The organism is Pseudomonas sp. KCJK9058 (genome assembly GCF_046230975.1).
GTDB lineage: Bacteria > Pseudomonadota > Gammaproteobacteria > Pseudomonadales > Pseudomonadaceae > Aquipseudomonas > Aquipseudomonas alloputida.
In genome coordinates this window covers 66,160-84,725 of record NZ_JBJJLR010000002.1, presented here as the reverse complement: position 1 = coordinate 84,725, position 18,566 = coordinate 66,160, and the positions used below count along the sequence as shown (strand labels likewise).

Annotated in this window: 18 protein-coding genes; 12 read left to right on the top strand and 6 right to left on the bottom strand. The window is 63.7% G+C overall.

Annotation, left to right across the window (positions count from 1 at the left end):
• Nucleotides 1–168: 168 nt before the first annotated feature.
• The 8 genes from ACK59Z_RS02175 to ACK59Z_RS02140 are packed head-to-tail and all read left to right on the top strand — an operon-like array spanning nt 169 to nt 7,307.
• Entirely contained in the window at nt 169–1,506 is a 1,338-nt protein-coding gene (locus ACK59Z_RS02175) for a UDP-glucose/GDP-mannose dehydrogenase family protein (protein ID WP_070096699.1), read from the top strand.
• Nucleotides 1,494–2,468, top strand: a complete 975-nt coding sequence (locus ACK59Z_RS02170; protein ID WP_108191030.1) for an NAD-dependent epimerase/dehydratase family protein — start codon at nt 1,494–1,496, stop codon at nt 2,466–2,468. Before ACK59Z_RS02175 ends, ACK59Z_RS02170 begins: the two co-directional genes overlap by 13 nt.
• A gap of 34 nt (nt 2,469–2,502) precedes the next feature.
• On the top strand, nt 2,503–3,246 hold the full coding sequence (locus ACK59Z_RS02165) for a glycosyltransferase family 2 protein (protein ID WP_003248113.1): 744 nt from the start codon (nt 2,503–2,505) through the stop codon (nt 3,244–3,246).
• Nucleotides 3,243–3,515, top strand: coding sequence for a lipid-A-disaccharide synthase N-terminal domain-containing protein (locus tag ACK59Z_RS02160; protein ID WP_409292217.1), 273 nt, complete (start codon nt 3,243–3,245; stop codon nt 3,513–3,515). Before ACK59Z_RS02165 ends, ACK59Z_RS02160 begins: the two co-directional genes overlap by 4 nt.
• A gap of 4 nt (nt 3,516–3,519) precedes the next feature.
• Nucleotides 3,520–5,076, top strand: coding sequence for an ArnT family glycosyltransferase (locus ACK59Z_RS02155; RefSeq protein ID WP_409292215.1), 1,557 nt, complete (start codon nt 3,520–3,522; stop codon nt 5,074–5,076).
• Nucleotides 5,073–5,222 carry a hypothetical protein gene (locus ACK59Z_RS02150; RefSeq protein ID WP_181318764.1) on the top strand — a complete coding sequence of 50 codons (150 nt, stop codon included), beginning with the start codon at nt 5,073–5,075 and terminating at the stop codon, nt 5,220–5,222. Before ACK59Z_RS02155 ends, ACK59Z_RS02150 begins: the two co-directional genes overlap by 4 nt.
• Before the next feature lie 25 nt (nt 5,223–5,247).
• Nucleotides 5,248–6,468: a putative DNA modification/repair radical SAM protein gene (locus ACK59Z_RS02145; RefSeq protein ID WP_108191028.1), complete on the top strand. Its 1,221-nt coding sequence runs from the start codon at nt 5,248–5,250 to the stop codon at nt 6,466–6,468.
• Complete coding sequence (locus tag ACK59Z_RS02140; protein ID WP_014861078.1) at nt 6,459–7,307, top strand: TIGR03915 family putative DNA repair protein; 849 nt, start codon at nt 6,459–6,461, stop codon at nt 7,305–7,307. The genes ACK59Z_RS02145 and ACK59Z_RS02140 overlap by 10 nt, the downstream gene beginning before the upstream one ends.
• Nucleotides 7,308–7,368: 61 nt before the next feature.
• Here ACK59Z_RS02140 and ACK59Z_RS02135 read toward each other — a convergent pair whose 3' ends face one another.
• From ACK59Z_RS02135 to ACK59Z_RS02125, 3 genes are all read right to left on the bottom strand, one after another.
• Complete coding sequence (locus ACK59Z_RS02135; RefSeq protein WP_003248102.1) at nt 7,369–8,340, bottom strand: biotin-dependent carboxyltransferase family protein; 972 nt, start codon at nt 8,338–8,340, stop codon at nt 7,369–7,371.
• Complete coding sequence (locus ACK59Z_RS02130) at nt 8,337–9,224, bottom strand: allophanate hydrolase subunit 1 (protein WP_003248100.1); 888 nt, start codon at nt 9,222–9,224, stop codon at nt 8,337–8,339. Before ACK59Z_RS02130 ends, ACK59Z_RS02135 begins: the two co-directional genes overlap by 4 nt.
• Nucleotides 9,225–9,316: 92 nt before the next feature.
• Nucleotides 9,317–10,075 (bottom strand): 5-oxoprolinase subunit PxpA, encoded by a 759-nt coding sequence (locus tag ACK59Z_RS02125; RefSeq protein ID WP_004576703.1) that lies wholly within the window; start codon nt 10,073–10,075, stop codon nt 9,317–9,319.
• 120 nt (nt 10,076–10,195) lie between these two features.
• Between ACK59Z_RS02125 and ACK59Z_RS02120 the strand changes: the two genes are divergently transcribed.
• The 4 genes from ACK59Z_RS02120 to ACK59Z_RS02105 all read left to right on the top strand — a co-directional run bounded on the left by ACK59Z_RS02120 (nt 10,196) and on the right by ACK59Z_RS02105 (nt 14,802).
• A complete protein-coding gene (locus ACK59Z_RS02120; RefSeq protein ID WP_108191027.1) occupies nt 10,196–11,113 on the top strand; it encodes a LysR family transcriptional regulator in 918 nt (305 codons plus the stop codon).
• A gap of 109 nt (nt 11,114–11,222) precedes the next feature.
• Nucleotides 11,223–13,289, top strand: coding sequence for a maltose alpha-D-glucosyltransferase (gene treS / locus ACK59Z_RS02115; protein ID WP_409292211.1), 2,067 nt, complete (start codon nt 11,223–11,225; stop codon nt 13,287–13,289).
• A gap of 172 nt (nt 13,290–13,461) precedes the next feature.
• Nucleotides 13,462–14,091, top strand: coding sequence for a riboflavin synthase (locus ACK59Z_RS02110; protein WP_003248093.1), 630 nt, complete (start codon nt 13,462–13,464; stop codon nt 14,089–14,091).
• Between the two features lie 9 nt (nt 14,092–14,100).
• Nucleotides 14,101–14,802 carry a YoaK family protein gene (locus ACK59Z_RS02105; RefSeq protein WP_003248091.1) on the top strand — a complete coding sequence of 234 codons (702 nt, stop codon included), beginning with the start codon at nt 14,101–14,103 and terminating at the stop codon, nt 14,800–14,802.
• Here ACK59Z_RS02105 and proP read toward each other — a convergent pair whose 3' ends face one another.
• From proP to ACK59Z_RS02090, 3 genes are all read right to left on the bottom strand, one after another.
• Entirely contained in the window at nt 14,803–16,305 is a 1,503-nt protein-coding gene (gene proP / locus ACK59Z_RS02100; protein WP_004576707.1) for a glycine betaine/L-proline transporter ProP, read from the bottom strand.
• Between the two features lie 158 nt (nt 16,306–16,463).
• Nucleotides 16,464–17,438 (bottom strand): porphobilinogen synthase, encoded by a 975-nt coding sequence (hemB, locus tag ACK59Z_RS02095; protein WP_409292209.1) that lies wholly within the window; start codon nt 17,436–17,438, stop codon nt 16,464–16,466.
• A gap of 195 nt (nt 17,439–17,633) precedes the next feature.
• Nucleotides 17,634–18,527, bottom strand: a complete 894-nt coding sequence (locus ACK59Z_RS02090) for a PA4780 family RIO1-like protein kinase (RefSeq protein ID WP_003248085.1) — start codon at nt 18,525–18,527, stop codon at nt 17,634–17,636.
• Between the last annotated feature and the right edge of the window lie 39 nt (nt 18,528–18,566).

Below are 18,566 nucleotides of genomic sequence, written 5' to 3'. Positions count from 1 at the left end.
TTTTCGTTCGCGGTACAACGCGCTAACGCGAGCTGTCATTAAGTTTAGATGCTCTGCCTGGGCGAAGTGGAATAAAGGCCTCATGGCCCACGAAAACATCCGTCAGGTAACAATTCCTAAACAAGGATGTGACATTTTTTTTCAGCTTTCCTATCAAGGAGCTGTCAAATGAAGGTCACGGTTTTCGGAACCGGCTATGTCGGCCTGACCCAGGCGGTGTGCCTGGCCCAGGTGGGCCATTCGGTGTTGTGCATGGATGTCGATGCCGATCGGGTGGCCAGCCTGAGTGAAGGCCATTGCCCGATCTTCGAGCCCGGCCTTGCGCCGCTGCTGGAGAAGAACCTCGCCTGCGGTCGGCTGCGCTTCACCACGGATGCCGCAGTCGCTGCCAACTATGCCAGGTTGCAGTTCATTGCCGTCGGTACTCCGCCGCAAGCCGATGGTAGCGCCGACCTGAAACACGTTTTCGCCGTGGTCGACAGCATCCTCGAACACGCTGACGGGCCCAAAGTAATCGTCAACAAGTCCACCGTGCCGGTGGGTACGGTACACCGCATCAAGGCACGCATCGCCCAGGCCGTGGCCGATACCAGCCGCTTCCAGGTGATCAGCAACCCGGAGTTTCTCAAGGAAGGCTCAGCGGTGGATGACTGCATGCGCCCCGAGCGCATCATCATCGGCGGCGCAGATGCGGCCGAAGTGGAGTTGCTACGCGAGCTTTACCTGCCGTTCAGCCGCAACCGCGAGAAGCTTATGGTCATGGATGCGCGCAGCGCCGAGCTGACCAAGTACGCGGCCAACTGCATGCTGGCAACCAAGATTTCCTTCATCAACGAAATCGCCAACCTGGCCGAGCACCTGGGGGCCGACATCGAAATGGTGCGCCGTGGCATCGGCTCGGACCCGCGCATCGGTTATGACTTCATCTACGCCGGCTGCGGTTTTGGCGGCTCGTGCTTCCCCAAAGACCTGCAAGCCCTGCGCCACAGTGCCGAGTCGGAAGGCTTCGAGACACAGTTGCTGCGCGCAGTAGAGTCGGTCAACGAGCAGCAGAAGGGCCGGCTGTTCAGCAAGATCCAGCGCCACTACCCCGGCGGCCTGCGGGGCAAGGTGTTTGCCCTGTGGGGGTTGTCGTTCAAGCCCAATACCAATGATATCCGCGAAGCCTCCAGCCGGGTCCTGCTGGAAGCACTGTGGGCCGCGGGCGCGCGGGTGCAGGCTCACGACCCTCAGGCCATGGAAGAAATCCGGCGCCACTACGGCCCGCGTGCCGACTTGCAACTGGTGCCCTGCAAGGACGATGCATTAAAGGGCGCAGATGCCTTGGTGATCGTCACCGAGTGGCAGGACTACCGCGTACTCAATCTGGACAAGGTGCCGCAGCAGTTGACCGACCGGGTGGTGTTCGACGGGCGCAACCTGTTCGAGCCTGAGCACATGGCCGCCGCCGGCCTGACTTATTACGGGATCGGCCGTGGCCAGGTGCAGCCAGTATGCCCGTACTGATTACCGGTGTGGCAGGTTTCATTGGCTACCACGTGGCGCGGCGCCTGTGCGAGGCCGGCATCGAAGTGGTCGGTATCGACAACCTTAATGCCTACTACAGCGTCGAACTCAAGCGGGCGCGCCTGCAGGCGTTGTTCGGTTTTTCCAGCTTCCACTTCTATACCCTCGACATCGCCAACCCTGCCGATTTGCAACCGCTGTTCGCCAGGCAGGCGTTCAGCGAGGTGATCCACCTGGCGGCCCAGGCCGGCGTGCGCTATTCACTGGACAACCCGGGTGCCTACGGCCAGGCCAACCTGGTTGGTTTCCTCAATGTTCTCGAGGCCTGCAGAGCGCAGCCACCCCGCCACTTGATCTACGCCTCCAGCAGCTCCGTGTACGGGGCCAATGCCAAGCTGCCGTTCAGCATCGACGACCCGGTCGACCAGCCCGTGTCGCTCTATGCCGCCAGCAAGCGCGCCAATGAACTGATGGCGCACAGCTACGCCCACCTGTACCGCCTGCCGACCACCGGCCTGCGCTTTTTCACGGTCTACGGCCCCTGGGGCCGCCCTGACATGGCGCTGTTCAAATTCACCCGCGCCATGCTCGAGGGCCGGCCAATAGCGCTTTACAACAACGGCCTGATGGGCCGCGACTTCACCTACATCGACGACATCGTCGAAAGCATCGTGCGCCTGCGCCTGAAACCGCCCCGGCCAGCCGAGGGGAAACCACCCTGCCAACTGTTCAATATTGGCCGCGGTCAGCCGGTAAGGCTGCTGCATTTTGTCGAATGCCTGGAGGACGCCTTGGGTATCAAGGCCCAACGCGACTACCTGCCGCTGCAAGCGGGGGACGTGCTGGAAACCTGGGCCGACGTCAGCTCACTGGCACGCTGGATCGACTTCTCCCCAGGCACATCGCTGGAACATGGCGTCAACGCCTTCATTGGCTGGTACCGGGATTTCTACCGGGTTTGATCCACGCAATCACAACACGATCACAGGTAGCCTCATGAGCGATCCACTTGACCTCTCGGTACTGATCCCCGCCAAGAACGAGGTCGACAACCTGCCATCACTGCTGATGGAGATACGCACTGCACTCACGGCCGAACACTACGAAGTGCTGGTGGTCGACGACGGCAGCAGCGACGGCACCCTGAGCGTACTGCAACACCTGAAAAGCCAGGGCTACAGGCAATTGCGCATCCTACGTCACGACCGTTCGCTGGGCCAGAGCACCTCGCTGTGGCATGCCGCCCAGGCGGCCCGCGGCCACTGGCTGGCGACCTTGGATGGCGATGGCCAGAACGACCCGGCAGACATCCCCGGCATGCTAGCCCTGGTGCGCGCCAACCAGAACCTGGCCGGCGGCGTCAAGCTGGTGGCCGGGCACCGGGTCAACCGACGTGACAGCGCCAGCAAGCGCTGGGCCTCGCGCGTAGCCAACGGCCTGCGCAGCCGCCTGCTCAAGGATGCCACGCCCGACACCGGCTGCGGGCTGAAGCTGATCGAGCGGGCAGCCTTCCTGCACCTGCCCTACTTCGACCACATGCACCGCTACATTCCGGCACTGATCCTGCGCCACAACGGCCGCATGCTGGTGCACCCGGTCAACCACCGGCCACGCCACGCCGGTGTCTCCAAGTATGGCAACCTGGACCGCGCCCTGGTCGGCATCCTCGACTTGTTCGGGGTGTGGTGGCTAATCCGCCGCACCCGCCTGCACAGCCGCCCGCAGGAGCTTGAAGGATGACCCGCGAAACCCTCTGGTTGATCATCGGCTTCGCGGGTCAGGCCGTTTTCACCGGGCGCTTCGTGCTGCAGTGGCTGTACAGCGAACTCAAGCGCCGCAGCGTGATCCCGGTAGGCTTCTGGTACCTGAGCATGCTCGGCAGCACGCTACTGCTGACTTACGCCATCTACCGCCAGGACCCGGTCTTCATTATCGGCCAAAGCTTCGGCTTTCTGGTCTACCTGCGCAACCTGCAACTGATTGCCCGCCACCAGCAACTGAAGGAATAGCCCTTTGCCTAAGTTCAAGACAATCGGGGCCGAACGCCTGGCCCTGATCGCCCTCGCCGTGTTGCTGGTGGGCGCGGGAATCGGCTGGCGTCAGCCGATGAATGTCGATGAAGAACGCTTTCTCGGCGTGGCCCTGGAAATGCTGCAGAGCGGCAACTGGTTCATCCCACACCGTGCAGCAGAGATCTATGGCGACAAGCCACCGTTGTTCATGTGGACCGTGGCGCTGTTCAGCTACCTGACCGGCGCGCCCAACGTTGCCCTGTACCTGCCCGGGCTGCTGTCGGCGGCGACCATCACCTGGGTGCTGCATGACCTCGGGCGGCGCCTGTGGAACCGGCGCACCGGCGTGATCGCGGCCTTGTTGTTCCTGGCCACCTACCAGACCTACAGCATCCTGCGCACCGGGCAGATCGACAGTTTCCTGTGCCTTTGGGTTGCGCTGGGCCTCTACGGCATGCTGCGCCACCTGCTACTGGGGCCCGCCTGGGGCTGGTTCTACCTGGCTTGCGCATCCATGGGCCTGGGCATTATCAGCAAGGGGGTGGGTTTTGTTCCGGCGCTGATATTGCTGCCTTATGCCTGGGCGGTGCGCCATCGCTGGCGCGGCGTAGTCGCCATGCCCGGCCAGGGATGGCGCTGGAGCCTGGGGCTACTGTGGTTACTCGCCGGTTGCGCCGTGTGGCTGCTGCCGCTGCTGGTGTCGATCGCCCATGGCGGCGGCGCGGCAGAGCTGGCCTACCTGAAGGAAATCCTGCTGCGCCAGACCGCCAGCCGCTACGCCAATGCCTGGGACCATCGCGAGCCGTTCTGGTACTTCTTCGTCAAGGTCATCCCCAAGTACTGGCTACCTCTGATCCTGGCCCTGCCCTGGCTGATACCGGCCTGGCGCCGGCAACTGCAAAAGCACGATGGCCGCTTCCTGCTGCTGCTAGGCTGGGTGGCATTGGTGCTGCTGTTCTTCAGCCTGAGCAGCGGCAAGCGCAAGCTGTATATTTTCCCGGCGCTGCCAGGCCTGATTCTGGCCATGGCGCCGCTGGTGCCGTGGCTGCTCAAGCGCTGGTGGCAGCGTCGGCCGGGCTGGCACAAGGCATTCACCACAGCAGCCCTGGTATGGTTCGCCCTGTGGTTCGCGCGTGGTTTCGTCGAACCCGTGAAGGAGGGCCGCAACCCGCATGAGACGCTGATGAGCGACGCCGCACAGGCCACTGCCGGTGCCGAACTGGTGCTGGTCAACTGGCGCGAGGGGCATTGGCTGTTTGCCCGGCAACCCATCGTGCACTTCGGTTTCACCAGCCAATCCAAAGTGGATGCAGCGGTCTACTGGCTGCGCCAGCACCCCACCGCCTTCGCCCTGGTTCCAGCCACCGAACTGGGCCAGTGCTTCAACGTCGACAAGGCACGCAAGCTGGGTGAAACCTCGCGGGCCGAATGGTATGTCGTCGGTGCAGATGCCGACAACGGTCAGTGCCAGGCCAGTGCCCCCAACGACGTCTACCACTTCGCCTGGGCCGATACCTGGCGCAACCCGCTGGTCGTTGAGGAACACGCAGGGAAATGACCCACCAGACCCTGCCGGTCCGGTGGGCGCTTAGGAGAATGCCCGCCGAACTGCAGCGCCTGCCCGATCAGGTACTGCTCCAGGTCAAACTCGCGCTCCCCTATCCATATCGCTTGCAATCCATCAAATCTCAAAATACTGTATGAATATTCAGTATAGCGAGACCGCGCCATGCAACTCATCGCCAAACTCGGCATCCTGGCCGATGCCGCCAAGTACGACGCATCTTGCGCCAGCAGCGGCGCGCCCAAGCGTAACTCGCGCGGCGCTGATGGCCTGGGTGCTACCAATGGCATGGGTATCTGTCACAGCTACACCCCCGACGGCCGCTGCGTATCACTGCTCAAGGTGCTGCTGACCAACTTCTGCCTGTATGACTGCCAGTACTGCGTCAACCGCCGCTCCAGCAACGTGCCACGCGCGCGCTTCAGCCCCGAGGAAGTGGTACGCCTGACCCTGGACTTCTACCGGCGCAACTGCATCAGCGGCCTGTTCCTCAGCTCCGGCATCATCCGCTCGGCGGACTACACCATGGAGCAGCTGATCCGTGTGGCCCGGCTGTTGCGCGAAGAGCACAGCTTCCGCGGCTACATCCACCTCAAGGCCATCCCCGATGCCGACCCGCTGCTGATCGAAGAGGCCGGGCACCTGGCCGACCGCCTCAGCGTCAACATCGAACTGCCCACCGACGCCAGCCTCAAGCGCCTGGCGCCGGAAAAGCAAGGGCGCACCATTCGCCAGGCCATGGGCGTGATTCATCAGGGCCAGCAGGCCGTGGCCAACGAGCCCAGGGCGCCGCGCTTTACCCCGGCCGGGCAGAGCACCCAAGTCATCGTCGGCGCCGACAGCACCGACGACAGTACCTTGCTGCGCAATGCCGAGTCGCTGTACCAGGGCTACGGCCTCAAGCGCGTGTACTACTCCGCCTTCAGCCCGATCCCCGACAGCCCCGGCAGCGTGCCCCTCGCCGCACCACCGCTGCTGCGCGAACACCGCCTGTATCAGGCCGACTTTCTGCTGCGTGGCTATGGCTACAAGGCTGGCGAGCTGCTGGGCCACAGCGGCAACCTGGCACTGGACATCGACCCCAAGCTGGCCTGGGCGCTGGCCAACCGCGAAGTCTTCCCGCTGGACGTGAACCGCGCGGAACCTGCGCTATTGGCGCGTATCCCCGGCATCGGCCTGCGCAGCGTACAGCGCCTGGTCGCCCTGCGGCGGGAGCGGCGCATCCGTTATGACGACCTGATCCAGCTGCGCTGCGTGCTGGACAAGGCACGGCCGTTCATCGTCACCAGCGACTACCGCCCCGCCCAGGCCGAGCTGCGCAGCGGCTTGCTGCGCGCGCGCTTGAGTGAGCCGCCAGTGCCCGTGCAGATGGGGTTATGGGGGTGATCGCACTCGACTGCGACGACCTGTTCGCCACCTGGCGCGACCAGGCCCGGGTGTTGTTGAGCCATGGCATCGACCCGTCGGAAGTCACCTGGTCGCAAGGCCCGATGGCGGACCTGCTGGCCGTGCCGGCAGCGCCGCCTGAAGGGCCTGGCCCTTTCCGGGCCAAAGTCCCGGCCGCACTGCTGAGCCAGTTGGAGCAGGCCTCTCGCTACCGTGGCGAACAGCGCTGGAACCTGCTGTATGAGGTGCTGTGGCGCGTCGCCCATGGCGACCGCACGGCAATGCTGGCCGGTGACCGGCTGGGCAGTGAGCTGCAACGGCGCATCAAGCAGGTAACCCGCGAGGCACATCACTTGCACGCGTTTGTACGCTTCGTGCCGCTGCCTGATGAACTGGCTGAGCACTTGCAACTGGAGCTGGTGGCCTATCACGAGCCGGCACACGACATTCTGCACAGTGCCAGCGCGCATTTTGCCGACCGCCTGGGGCGTTTGCGCTGGTTGATTGCCACGCCACAGGATGGCATTCGCTTCGACGGCCAGTCGTTCGACTACCAGCGACAGTGCCCCGAGCCCTGGCGCCAGTGGGCCCGCAACGCCGAAGACCCCGGCGCCGAACTCTGGCGCACCTACTACCGCCACACCTTCAACCCGGCCCGCCTCAACCCGGACGCCTTGCGCCTGCACATGCCTGGGCGGTTCTGGCGGCATTTGCCGGAAGGCATGCTGATACCGCAACTTGAAGGCCTGGCGCGCCAAGGCAAACAGCGGGACGGCCAAGCCCTTGAGGTGGCCTCGCAAACCGGCAAGACCATCAGCAAACCTGCGCGCTCGGCGTAGCCGCGGAGCCCGTTGCGGCCCCGTCGGGCACAAGGCCGCTGCTACAGCGAAAACATCATGCTCAACTGAAGAGCCTGGCCAGGCAGGCCAGCTTCTTCTTGTACGAACGCCGCGCCTCCAGTGCCTGCTCCAGGCTCACCGGCAGGAACCGCGCCTGCTGGTTGGGCTGCATCTGCCCGATCAGGTCGAGGTCGGCACTGATCACCGTGCCGATCATGGCGTAGCCGCCCCCCGACACTGCATCGCGATGCAGGATGATCGGTTCCAACCCTGCCGGCACCTGGATCGATCCGATCGGGTAGCAGCTGTCGACGATATTGGACGGGTCCGACCCCGCACCGAACGGCTGCTCGCGCGGTTGGAAACTCAAGGCGCTGCCGCCTTTGTAGCGATAACCGATGCGGTCCGCTTCGGAGCCAACGGTCCAGGCGTCGGTGAAGAAACGTTGCGCTGCAGCTTCGGTCAGGCGGTGGAAGTACAGCCCAGGCACCACCCGCAACACCACCTCGCCCCCCAAGGCCTGACGCAGGGCCATGGGCAAGCTTGCACCGGCACGGGTCTTGCCGCTGGGCACGCCGACCGGCAGCAGGTCGCCCGCCATCAGTTTGCGCCCATGAAAGCCACCCAACGCGCCCAGCGCGTAGGTGGACCGGCTACCCAGTACCTCGGGCACATCGATGCCTCCGGCCACTGCCAGGTAGGCCCGGGCGCCCGCTGTTGGAAAGCCGAAACGCAACACTTGCCCGGCCCGCACGGCAAACGCCGTGTCCGGGCGCTGCTCGCGGCCATCGAGCAACGCTGGCATCTGCGCGCCGCACACAGCGACCAGTGCGTCCTGCCGGAACTCCAGCTCCGGCCCCACCAGCGCGCACTCCAGGCCCGCAGCGCCGGCCGGGTTGCCCACCAGGTGGTTGGCTGCGCTCAAGGCGTACTGGTCGAGTGCGCCGGACGGTGGAATGCCCAGGTGGTAGTAACCTTCGCGGCCCAGGTCCTGTACAGAAGTGGCCAAGCCCGGTTTGAGTACCTTGATCATGCCAGCACCTCCTGCAACGATTTGGGGTAGCCGACCGGGTCGGCGAGGAAGGCGTCCAGGGAAAACGTCACCGGGCGAATGCGCAGGTCGAAGCAGCCATCCTCCACCTCCGCCACCGCCCGGTCGTAGGTGCGGCGGTCGATAGGCTTGAACTGCACGATGTCACCCGGGCGGAAGAACACCATGTGCTCTTTCAGGTAATTCAAGGTCTGCTGCGGGTCGTAGATCGGTGCCGGGGTGACGCCGAACATCTGGTAGCCCCCGGCCCCACGCACCGAGTAGATGCAACCAAAGCAGCCGCCATGGCCCAGGGTGAGCTTGGGCGTGTCGGTACGGGGGCGCAGGTACTTGGGCACCTGCAGCTGCCGCTGGCGCTCGACCATCTGGAACATGAACGGCAGGCCGGCAACAAAGCCGACCATCGACACGAACCATGGCGCGCCACTGTGGGCGGCGATGAAGGCCTCGACATCGGCCAGGCCGTTGATGCGCGCGGCGTACTCCAGGTCAGTGCTGGTGGGGTCCTGGTGGCGATCCCGAAAGCGCATCAGGGTTTCATGGGTCCAGGGGTCGTTGTACAGCACCGGGATCTCGATGATCCGCGTCTGCAACGAACGCTCGGCCACCGCCTGCGCTTCGGCGCCGCGCACGGCTTCGAGCAGTGCCTCGGGGGCGATACGGTCCGGGTCGAAGCGGACCTGGAACGACGCGTTGGCCAGGCACACATCAAGCACGCCATCCAGGGCCATGCGCTCCACCGCACGGGTGACGGCCATACCCTTGAAAAAGGCCTCCAGCGACATGCTTTCGCTGACTTCGGCAAACAGGTGCTCGTCGGCGCCGAAGCTGTAACGGATCGGGGTTGTAGCAAGCGGTTCGGCCATGACAGTTCCTTTTCTTGGAATCTTTATAGAAAGGCAGGCGAAAACAAAATGCACGGGCTCCGGCGTGTCTGTTTGCCGGATGCCTGACGGGTTCAGCGCGGTGCACGCACCACGATGCCGGCCGCATCCAGTGCCTTGCGCGTGGCCTCGACCAGGTCCAGCGCGCCCGGGGTGTCACTGTGCAGGCAAATGGAATCGAATTCGATCGCCAGGTCCTGGCCTTCGACCGTGCGCACCACGCCTTGGCGGCAAGCACGCAGCACCCGCTCGGCGACGGCTTGGGGCTCGTAGCCACGCACATTGCGGGTAAACACGATCGACCCGCTCAGGTCGTACTCGCGGTCGGCATAGAACTCGCGAATCACCGGCTGCCCCATTTCCTGGGCAATGCGGCAGATCACCGAACCCGGCATGCAGTACAGCAGCAACTCGGGCTCGATCACCCGCAGGTTCTGCACCAGCAAGCGCGCCGCTTCTTCGTCACGCGCCAAGTGCATGTACAGCGCCCCATGCGGCTTGATGTGCTGCAGGCGCACGCCCTGGGCACGAGCGATTTCACGCAGCGCGCCCAATTGATAGAGCATGTCGTCCACCAGTTCCTGCGCCGAGGCATTGATGTGCCGGCGGCCAAAGCCGACCAGGTCGCGGAAACCCGGGTGTGCTCCCACCGCAACCCCAAGGGCCTTGGCGCGCTCGACGGTGCGGCGCATGGTGCCGGGGTCGCCGGCGTGGAAACCGGTGGCGATGTTGGCGCTGCTGATGTAGCCCATCAGTTCGTGATCGACGCCGTCGCCAATCGTCCACGGGCCAAAGCCCTCACCCATGTCCGAGTTGAAATCCACTGCTTGCATGACCGCGTCTCCTGGCACTTGTGACTGCATGCAAGCCACGTTAGATTCTCTACACCCCCTTGGGAAGATCTATAAACAGATGGGGTACCTTCTGAAAATCAGATACCCCGGGAGCCTACCTTGTCACTCACCTTGCGCCAGGTCCGCTACTTCGTAGCCACCGCTGAAATCGGCCAGATCTCCCAAGCGGCGATCCACCTGAACATCTCCCAGTCGGCAGTGACCACGGCCATCAAGGAGCTGGAAGCGATGCTCGGCGTGCTGTTGTTCCAGCGCTCGGCCCAAGGCATGAGCCTGACCGAAGCCGGCCGGCACTTCTTGAACCGGGCCTACGTCATCCTGCGCAGTGTCGACGATGCGTTGAACAGCCCGCTTCCGGACGTGCGCGCCAGTGGCCTGTTGCGCCTGGCGGCGAGTTACACGGTGATCGGCTACTTCCTGCCGCACCACTTGCAGCGCCTGGAGCACTGGCATCCGGACGTGACCCTGGAGCTGTACGAGCAGGAGCGCAGCGCCATCGAGCAAGGCCTGCTAGAGGGGCGTTTCGACATGGCGGTGGTGCTCACCGCCAACCTCACCCACCCCGACATCGTCTCGGAAACCCTGTTCAACTCCGAGCGCCGGCTGTGGCTGCCCGGGCATCACCCACTGTGCGAGCGCTCGGCCGTGAGCCTGGCCGATGTGGCCTGTGAGCCGTTCATTCTGTTGACCGTGGATGAGGCCGAGCAAAGTGCCATGCGCTACTGGGAGCAGGCCGGGCAACGGCCAAGCGTAAGGGTGCGGACCAGCTCGGTGGAGGCCGTGCGCAGCATGGTCGCCAATGGCAGCGGTGTGGCGATCCTGTCGGATCTGGTGCACCGACCCTGGTCGCTGGAAGGCAAGCGTATCGAGACGGTGAGCATCAGCGACCCGGTCACACCGATGAGCGTGGGGTTGGCCTGGCACCGGGAACGGGCATTCAGCCCGGCGATGCAGGCGGTGCGCAATTACTTCCATGATGCGTTTCTGGCGCCGCAGCAGTTGTCGGCCCGGCGCTGAGCCTGCCTTTGCAAGCCCGCGAAGAAACCAACACCCATCTCGGGCCGAACGTTCAGGCCGCAGCGCCGTCATAACCTGAGCCGGTGCCGACACGCAAAGAGGACGCGAAATGACCCAGCCCGACCCGTCGTACGTCAAATGGCTCGAAGACCGCGCCATGCTCAAGGCCTCCCAGGCGCGCGCCAGCCTGTACTCAGGCCAGTCGCGCCTGTGGCAACAACCGTACGCCGAGGCCCAGCCACGCCGCGCCACCGAAATCGCCTCGGTGTGGCTGACCGTCTACCCCGACGCCATCATCGCGCCCGAGGGCTGCTCGGTACTCGGTGCCCTGGCCCACGAAGCGTTGTGGAAGCGCCTGTCGGAGATCGGCGTACAGGGCCTGCACACGGGCCCGATCAAACTGTCCGGTGGCATCCGCGGCCGCGAACTCACCCCCAGTGTGGACGGCAACTTCGACCGCATCAGCTTCGACATCGACCCGCTGTACGGCAGCGAGCAGGAACTGATCCAGATGAGCCGCATGGCCGCTGCGCACAATGCCGTGACCATCGATGACCTGATCCCCTCGCACACCGGCAAGGGCGCCGACTTCCGCCTGGCCGAGATCGCCCATGGCCCCTACCCGGGGCTGTACCACATGGTCGAGATCCGCGAAGAAGACTGGACGCTGCTGCCCGAGGTGCCCGCCGGGCGCGATGCGGTCAATTTACTGCCAGCTCAGTGTGACGAGCTGAAGGCGCGCCATTACATCGTTGGCCAGCTGCAGCGGGTAATCTTCTTCGAGCCGGGCGTGAAGGAAACCGACTGGAGCGCCACGCCGCCGATCACAGGCGTCGACGGCAAGACCCGCCGCTGGGTGTACCTGCATTACTTCAAGGAAGGCCAGCCCTCGCTGAACTGGCTGGACCCTACCTTCGCCGCCCAACAAATGATCATTGGTGACGCACTGCACGCGCTGGACTGCCTGGGTGCACGCGGCCTGCGCCTGGACGCCAACGGCTTTCTCGGCGTGGAAACCCGCGCCAGCGGCACTGCCTGGTCGGAAAGCCACCCGCTGTCGCTCGTCGGCAACCAGCTGATCGGTGGCATGATCCGCAAGGCCGGCGGTTTCAGCTTCCAGGAGCTGAACCTGACCCTCGATGACATTGCGCAGATGTCCAGGGGCGGTGCCGACCTGTCCTACGATTTCATTACCCGGCCGGCCTACCAGCATGCACTGCTGACGGGCGACACCGAGTTCCTGCGCCTGATGCTCAAGGAGATGCACACCTTCGGCATTGATCCGGCCTCGCTGATCCATGCCCTGCAAAACCATGACGAGCTGACCGTGGAGCTGGTGCACTTCTGGACACTGCACGCGCACGACATGTACCTGTACAAGGGCCAGACCCTGCCTGGCAGCATCCTGCGCGAACATATCCGCGAAGAGATCTACGAACGGCTGTCGGGAGAACATGCGCCGTACAACCTGCGCTTCGTGACCAACGGCATTGCCTGCACCACCGCCAGCCTGATCGCCGCTGCACTGGGTATCCGCGACCTTGAACAGATTGGCGCAACGGATATCGAATTGATCAAGAAGGTGCACCTGCTGCTGGTCATGTACAACGCCATGCAGCCGGGGGTAGTCGCCTTGTCCGGTTGGGACCTGGTCGGTGCCCTGCCCTTGCCCGCCGAAGCGGTGGCCGAACGCATGCTCGACGGCGATACCCGCTGGATTCACCGAGGCGGCTATGACCTGGCCGGGCTTGACCCACAGGCGGCGGCTTCGGTGCGTGGCATGCCGCGTGCCCGGTCGCTTTACGGCAGCCTCGACAGCCAGCTGGACGAGGGTGATTCATTTGCCTGCCAGGTGAAGAAACTGCTGGCTGTGCGCCAGGCCTACGGCATCGCCACCAGCCGTCAGGTGCTGGTACCTGAGGTACGCAGCCCAGGGCTGCTGGTGATGGTGCATGAGTTGCCAGCCGGGCGTGGTATCCAGATCACTGCGCTGAACTTCGGCCAGGAGGCAATTGCCGAGGAACTGCTGTTGACCGGCTTCACACCTGGGCCGGTGGTCGACATGATCAACGAGACGGTCGAAGGCGATTTGACCGAGGACGGGCGCCTGATGGTAAACCTGGACCCCTACGAGGCGCTGTGCCTGCGGATCGTCAACAGCAGCGGGCATGTTTGAATCTGGCGAGGCCCTGCCCTCGGCAAACCGGTTTCGCCCGCAAGCACGCCGCCTGCCCCGCGCAGGCGCCAGACTCGCAAGCCGGCTTGCCAGCCAAGAAGCCGGTCTTGCATTTACGGCGCTACGGGCATAGCGTTCGGAAGTTTTCTTTTCCGTGCCCAGGAGCAACTCCATGTACACCGGCATCGTCCAGGCCGTCCGCCCTCTGCTTGATGTGACCACCTACCCGGGCCACAACCAATTCACCATCGACCTCACCCCGGAACTGCTCGACGAACTGAAAATCGGTGCCAGCGTCAGTGTCGAAGGTACCTGCCTGTCCGTGACCGAAATCGACGGCAGCCAGGTCAGGTTCGACGCCATGACCGCTACCCTCGAACGCACCAATCTGAGCAGCTTCAAACCTGGCCGGAGCGTGAACATCGAACGCTCAGCGAAGATGAACGCCGAAGTCGGCGGCCACCTGATGGCCGGCCACATCGCCACCACCGCCGAGATCGTCGAGCTGTCGATCAAGGAAACCGGCGCCTTCATCAAGTTCCGCATGCCGCCGCGATGGGGCAAGTACGTGTTCCCGCGCGGTTTCATCGGGGTCAATGGCTGCAGCCTGACGGTCGCTGACGTGGAGGATAACGTGATCACCATCAACCTGATCCCGGAAACCCTGCGTCAGACTACCTTCGCCAGCTACCACACAGGTGAACTGCTCAACATCGAGGTCGACCACCAGACCATGGTGCTGGTCGATGTGGTAGAGCGCACCATCAAAGGTACCCTGGCCCGCGAAAACCTGTTGCCCTGAGGCCTGCACATGCTCCCTAACGCCCTCCCCGCGCGCACAGCCAGGCGTTTGCGCCTGCAGGTAATGCGCGGTCGCGTCGGCCTTGGCCTGGTCGCCGCCCTGTCGGTGCTGGCCGGCATGACCGATGCCATCGGCTTGCTGGCACTGGGCGATTTCGTGTCGTTCATGAGTGGTAACACCACACGCCTGGCGGTGGCCATCAGTGAAGCTGACCTGGCCCTTGTGCTACGCCTCAGTGGCGCCGTACTGGGCTTCGTTGCGGGCAATGCGCTGGGTGTGCTCCTGGCTCGCGGATTGCGCCGTCGAGCCTGGCCGGTGCTGTTGGTGGTTGCCGCACTGCTGGCTTTCGCCGCAGCGTGGCCGTTGCCGGCCACCTTCCCTGCGCTGTTGGCGGCCACGCTGGCCATGGGCATGATCAATGCGGTCGTGGAACAGGTGAATGGCCTGCCCATTGGCCTGACTTACGTAACGGGCGCCCTGTCGCGTTTCGGCCGCGGCCTGGGGCGTTGGCTGCTGGGCGAGCGGCGCAATGGCTGGCGGGTCCAGTTGATACCTTGGGCCGGGATGTTGCTGGGCGCCGCGCTCGGCGCCTGGTTGCAACAACACCTGGGCCTGCAGGCGCTGGCCGGCAGTTGTGCGCTGGCCTGCGTGCTGGCATTGGTATCGCGGTTCATACCGCGTTCCTGGCAGCGTGGCTACATGCCGCGCTGATCATTCGATACGCGGGTGCTGCTGTGCCAGTTTTTCGCGCTTGGCTTCCAACTCGGCGATCTGCGCATCGATGTCCTCGATCTTCTGCTCGATGTTGTCGTGGTGCTCCTGCAGCAGTTCACGCGCCTCTTCGATGTCTGACGCCGCAGGGGCGGCGCCGCGCAGGGGCTTGTTGGCGGTTTCCTTCATGGTCAGGCCGGTGACCAGGCCGACAGCAGCGATCACCATCAGGTAATAGGCCGGCATGTACAGGTCGTTTGTGGTCTCCACCAGCCACGCAGCGAGGGTTGGAGTAAGGCCGGCGATCAGCACCGAGATATTGAAGGCGCTGGCCAGGGCGCTGTAACGGATGTGCGTGGGGAACATGGCCGGCAGCGTCGAGGCCATGACGCCGATGAAGAAGTTCAGCAACACGGCAATGATCAGCAGGCCGGCGAAAATAAGCCCAAGCACCCCACTGTTGATCAGCATGAATGCCGGAATGGCCAAGGCCAGCAGGCCGACACTGCCGACGATGATGAACGGCCGTCGGCCAAACTTGTCGCTGAGCAGACCGATGATCGGCTGCACGAACAGCATGCCGACCATGATCGCGATGATGATCAGCACGCCATGGTCTTCGCTGTAGTGCAGGTTGTGCGACAGGTAGCTGGGCATGTAGGTAAGCAGCATGTAGTAGGTGACGTTGGTGGCGATTACCACGCCGATGCAGGTCACCAGGCTGCGCCAGTGCTGGGTGGCCACCTCCTTGAACGACACCTTGGGCCCGGAGGCCAGGCCTTCACGATCGCCCTGTTCCAGCTTGTCGACGTGCTGCTGGAATGCAGGTGTTTCTTCCAGCGCATGGCGCAGGTAGAGGCCGATGATGCCCAGCGGCAGGGCCAGGAAGAACGGCAGGCGCCAACCCCATTCGAGGAATTGTTCTTCACCCAGCACCGTGGAAATGAGCACCACCACCCCTGCGCCCAATACAAAGCCGGCAATCGAACCGAAATCCAGCCAGCTGCCGAGAAAGCCGCGCTTGCGGTCAGGCGCGTACTCGGCAACGAAGATCGAGGCACCGGTGTATTCACCACCCACCGAAAAGCCCTGGGCCATCTTGGCCAGCAGCAACAGGATCGGCGCCCAGATACCAATGCTTGCATAGGACGGTATCAGGCCGATGGCGAAGGTGCTCAGGGACATGATCACGATGGTCGCGGCGAGGATTTTCTGCCGCCCGAACCTGTCGCCCAAGGCGCCGAAGAACAACCCGCCAAGGGGCCGGATCAGGAACGGCACCGAGAAGGTGGCCAAGGCCGCGATCATTTGCACGCTGGGGTCGGCGTTGGGGAAAAACACCTTGCCCAAGGCATAAGCGACGAAGCCATATACCCCAAAGTCGAACCACTCCATGGCGTTGCCCAGCGCGGCGGCCGTGATCGCCTTCTTCATCTTGGCGTCGTCGACGATGGTGATGTCCTTCAGGCCGATTGGCTGGACGCTTTTCTTGCGAGGTTTCATACCCGTATCCCTGTCGATGAATGCTCTAAGGGATCAGATACAACGGGACACTAAATAATTCAGCGCTTACTGTTTTTTTGTGTGTTTGCGGCACCCCCCAACGGCGCCCAAAGAAAAGCCGCTGCAATGGCAGCGGCTTTCATGCCCAAGGCCTGGCTTCAGATACCGTCGCGCGCCAGGTCCATGGCAAAGTAGGTCAGGATCAGGTCGGCACCGGCACGCTTGATTGCGCCAATGCTTTCGCGCACCACCCGGCCTTCGTCGATGGCACCGGCCAGGCCACCGAACTTGATCATCGCATACTCGCCACTCACCTGGTACGCCGCCAGTGGCAGGCGCGAAGCGGCGCGGATGTCGGCGATCACATCAAGGTAGGCACCGGCCGGCTTGACCATCAGCACGTCCGCGCCTTCCTGCTCGTCGAGCAGCGACTCGCGCACCGCTTCGCGGCGGTTCATCGGGTTCATCTGGTAGCTTTTGCGGTCACCCTTCAGTGCAGTGCCACCGGCCTCACGGAACGGGCCATACAACGACGAGGCGAACTTGGTCGAGTAGGCCATGATCGCGGTGTCGTGGAAACCGGCACCGTCCAGCGCGCTGCGGATAGCTTGCACCTGGCCGTCCATCGCCGCCGAGGGGGCAATGAAGTCGGTACCGGCAGCAGCGGCGATGACGGCCTGCTTGCCCAGGTTGGCCAGGGTGGCGTCGTTGTCCACGCCATGGTCATGCAGCACGCCGCAGTGGCCGTGGCTGGTGTACTCGCAGAAGCAGGTGTCGGACATCACCACCATTTCCGGCACGGTGTCCTTGCAGATACGCGACATGCGCGCAACCAGGCCGTTTTCGTTCCAGGTGTCGCTGCCATCGGCATCCAGGTGGTGCGATACGCCAAAGGTCATCACCGACTTGATACCGGCGCGGGCATAGCGCTCGATTTCCTGGGCCAACAGTTTCTCGGGGATACGATTGACACCGGGCATGCTGGTGATCGGCACGAAATCATCGATGCCCTCTTCGACGAAGATCGGCAGGATCAGGTCTTCAAGGCGGAACTCGGTTTCCTGGAAGATCGTGCGCAGGGACTCGTTCTGGCGCAGGCGGCGGGGACGAACGGACGGGAATTGGTTGGACATGACAGCTCCAGGGAATTTGAACGGCGTATACCTTATGCCTGTCGCGCGCCAGTGAAAAGGCTAAATGACGAGATTGTGTCTTGCGTCAATGGCAACGGCCGGGGTTTGCCTGTGTTGGCCTCTTCGCGGGCAAAACCGCGCCCACAAATCCCGTAGGTGCGGGTTTACCCGAGAGGAGGCCGGTACAGGAATAAATTACTGCAGCCAGGGCGGCGTCACTTCCTCTGCCTTGGCCGGCCCATGCTCAGCCTCGGCGCGTGCTGCACGGCGGCGAGCGTCGTCCATCCGGGCGGCGTCGATCTCGCGCATCACCCCGGTTACGTCAGCTTCATGTTCGTCATCCTCGAACACCCCGGTCAACGGGCTGTCGGGCAGCAACTCGCCGGCCTCGTACAACGCCCACATCTCCTGCGCATAGCGGGTGCTTTTCAGCTCCGGGGCAAAGCGCCCGAAATAATGGGCCATGTTGTCCACATCGCGCTGCAGCATGCTGAAGGCATGGTTGTTGGCGGCTGCATCCACTGCCTGCGGCAGGTCGATGATCACCGGCCCGTCCGGGCCGAGCAGCACGTTGAACTCGGACAGGTCGCCATGCACCATTCCGGCGCACAGCATCAGCACGATCTGGCGAATGACGAAGGCGTGGAACGCGCGGGCATCCTCCGCTTCGAGGTGAACGTCGTTCAGGCGCGGGGCCGCATCACCATCGGCATCGGTGACCAGCTCCATCAGGAGCACGCCGTCCTGGAAGTCGTAAGGCTTGGGCACCCTCACACCTGCGGCGGCCAAACGGAACAGCGCTGCCACTTCGGCGTTCTGCCAGGCATCTTCGGCTTCTTTGCGGCCGTACTTGCTGCCCTTGGCCATGGCCCGGGCCTGACGGCTGTTGCGTACCTTGCGGCCCTCCTGGTATTCGGCGGCCTGGCGGAAACTGCGCTTGTTGGCTTCTTTATAGACCTTGGCGCAACGTACCTCGCTGCCACAGCGCACCACGTACACAGCGGCTTCCTTGCCACTCATCAACGGCCGTAGTACTTCGTCGACAAGGCCGTCTTCGATCAACGGTTCGATTCTTTTAGGTGTCTTCATCAGGCTGCGTTCAGGGTCCTGGCTTTGTTGGCGGACATC

Coding starts and splice junctions, on each gene's coding strand:
- ACK59Z_RS02105 (WP_003248091.1), top strand. CDS start 14,101: ATGCTCCCTAACGCCCTCCCCGCGCGCACAGCCAGGCGTTTGCGCCTG.
- ACK59Z_RS02130 (WP_003248100.1), bottom strand. CDS start 9,224: ATGGCCGAACCGCTTGCTACAACCCCGATCCGTTACAGCTTCGGCGCC.
- ACK59Z_RS02150 (WP_181318764.1), top strand. CDS start 5,073: ATGACCCACCAGACCCTGCCGGTCCGGTGGGCGCTTAGGAGAATGCCC.
- proP (WP_004576707.1), bottom strand. CDS start 16,305: ATGAAACCTCGCAAGAAAAGCGTCCAGCCAATCGGCCTGAAGGACATC.
- hemB (WP_409292209.1), bottom strand. CDS start 17,438: ATGTCCAACCAATTCCCGTCCGTTCGTCCCCGCCGCCTGCGCCAGAAC.
- ACK59Z_RS02140 (WP_014861078.1), top strand. CDS start 6,459: ATGGGGGTGATCGCACTCGACTGCGACGACCTGTTCGCCACCTGGCGC.
- ACK59Z_RS02135 (WP_003248102.1), bottom strand. CDS start 8,340: ATGATCAAGGTACTCAAACCGGGCTTGGCCACTTCTGTACAGGACCTG.
- ACK59Z_RS02160 (WP_409292217.1), top strand. CDS start 3,243: ATGACCCGCGAAACCCTCTGGTTGATCATCGGCTTCGCGGGTCAGGCC.
- treS (WP_409292211.1), top strand. CDS start 11,223: ATGACCCAGCCCGACCCGTCGTACGTCAAATGGCTCGAAGACCGCGCC.
- ACK59Z_RS02090 (WP_003248085.1), bottom strand. CDS start 18,527: ATGAAGACACCTAAAAGAATCGAACCGTTGATCGAAGACGGCCTTGTC.
- ACK59Z_RS02145 (WP_108191028.1), top strand. CDS start 5,248: ATGCAACTCATCGCCAAACTCGGCATCCTGGCCGATGCCGCCAAGTAC.
- ACK59Z_RS02170 (WP_108191030.1), top strand. CDS start 1,494: ATGCCCGTACTGATTACCGGTGTGGCAGGTTTCATTGGCTACCACGTG.
- ACK59Z_RS02125 (WP_004576703.1), bottom strand. CDS start 10,075: ATGCAAGCAGTGGATTTCAACTCGGACATGGGTGAGGGCTTTGGCCCG.
- ACK59Z_RS02165 (WP_003248113.1), top strand. CDS start 2,503: ATGAGCGATCCACTTGACCTCTCGGTACTGATCCCCGCCAAGAACGAG.
- ACK59Z_RS02110 (WP_003248093.1), top strand. CDS start 13,462: ATGTACACCGGCATCGTCCAGGCCGTCCGCCCTCTGCTTGATGTGACC.
- ACK59Z_RS02175 (WP_070096699.1), top strand. CDS start 169: ATGAAGGTCACGGTTTTCGGAACCGGCTATGTCGGCCTGACCCAGGCG.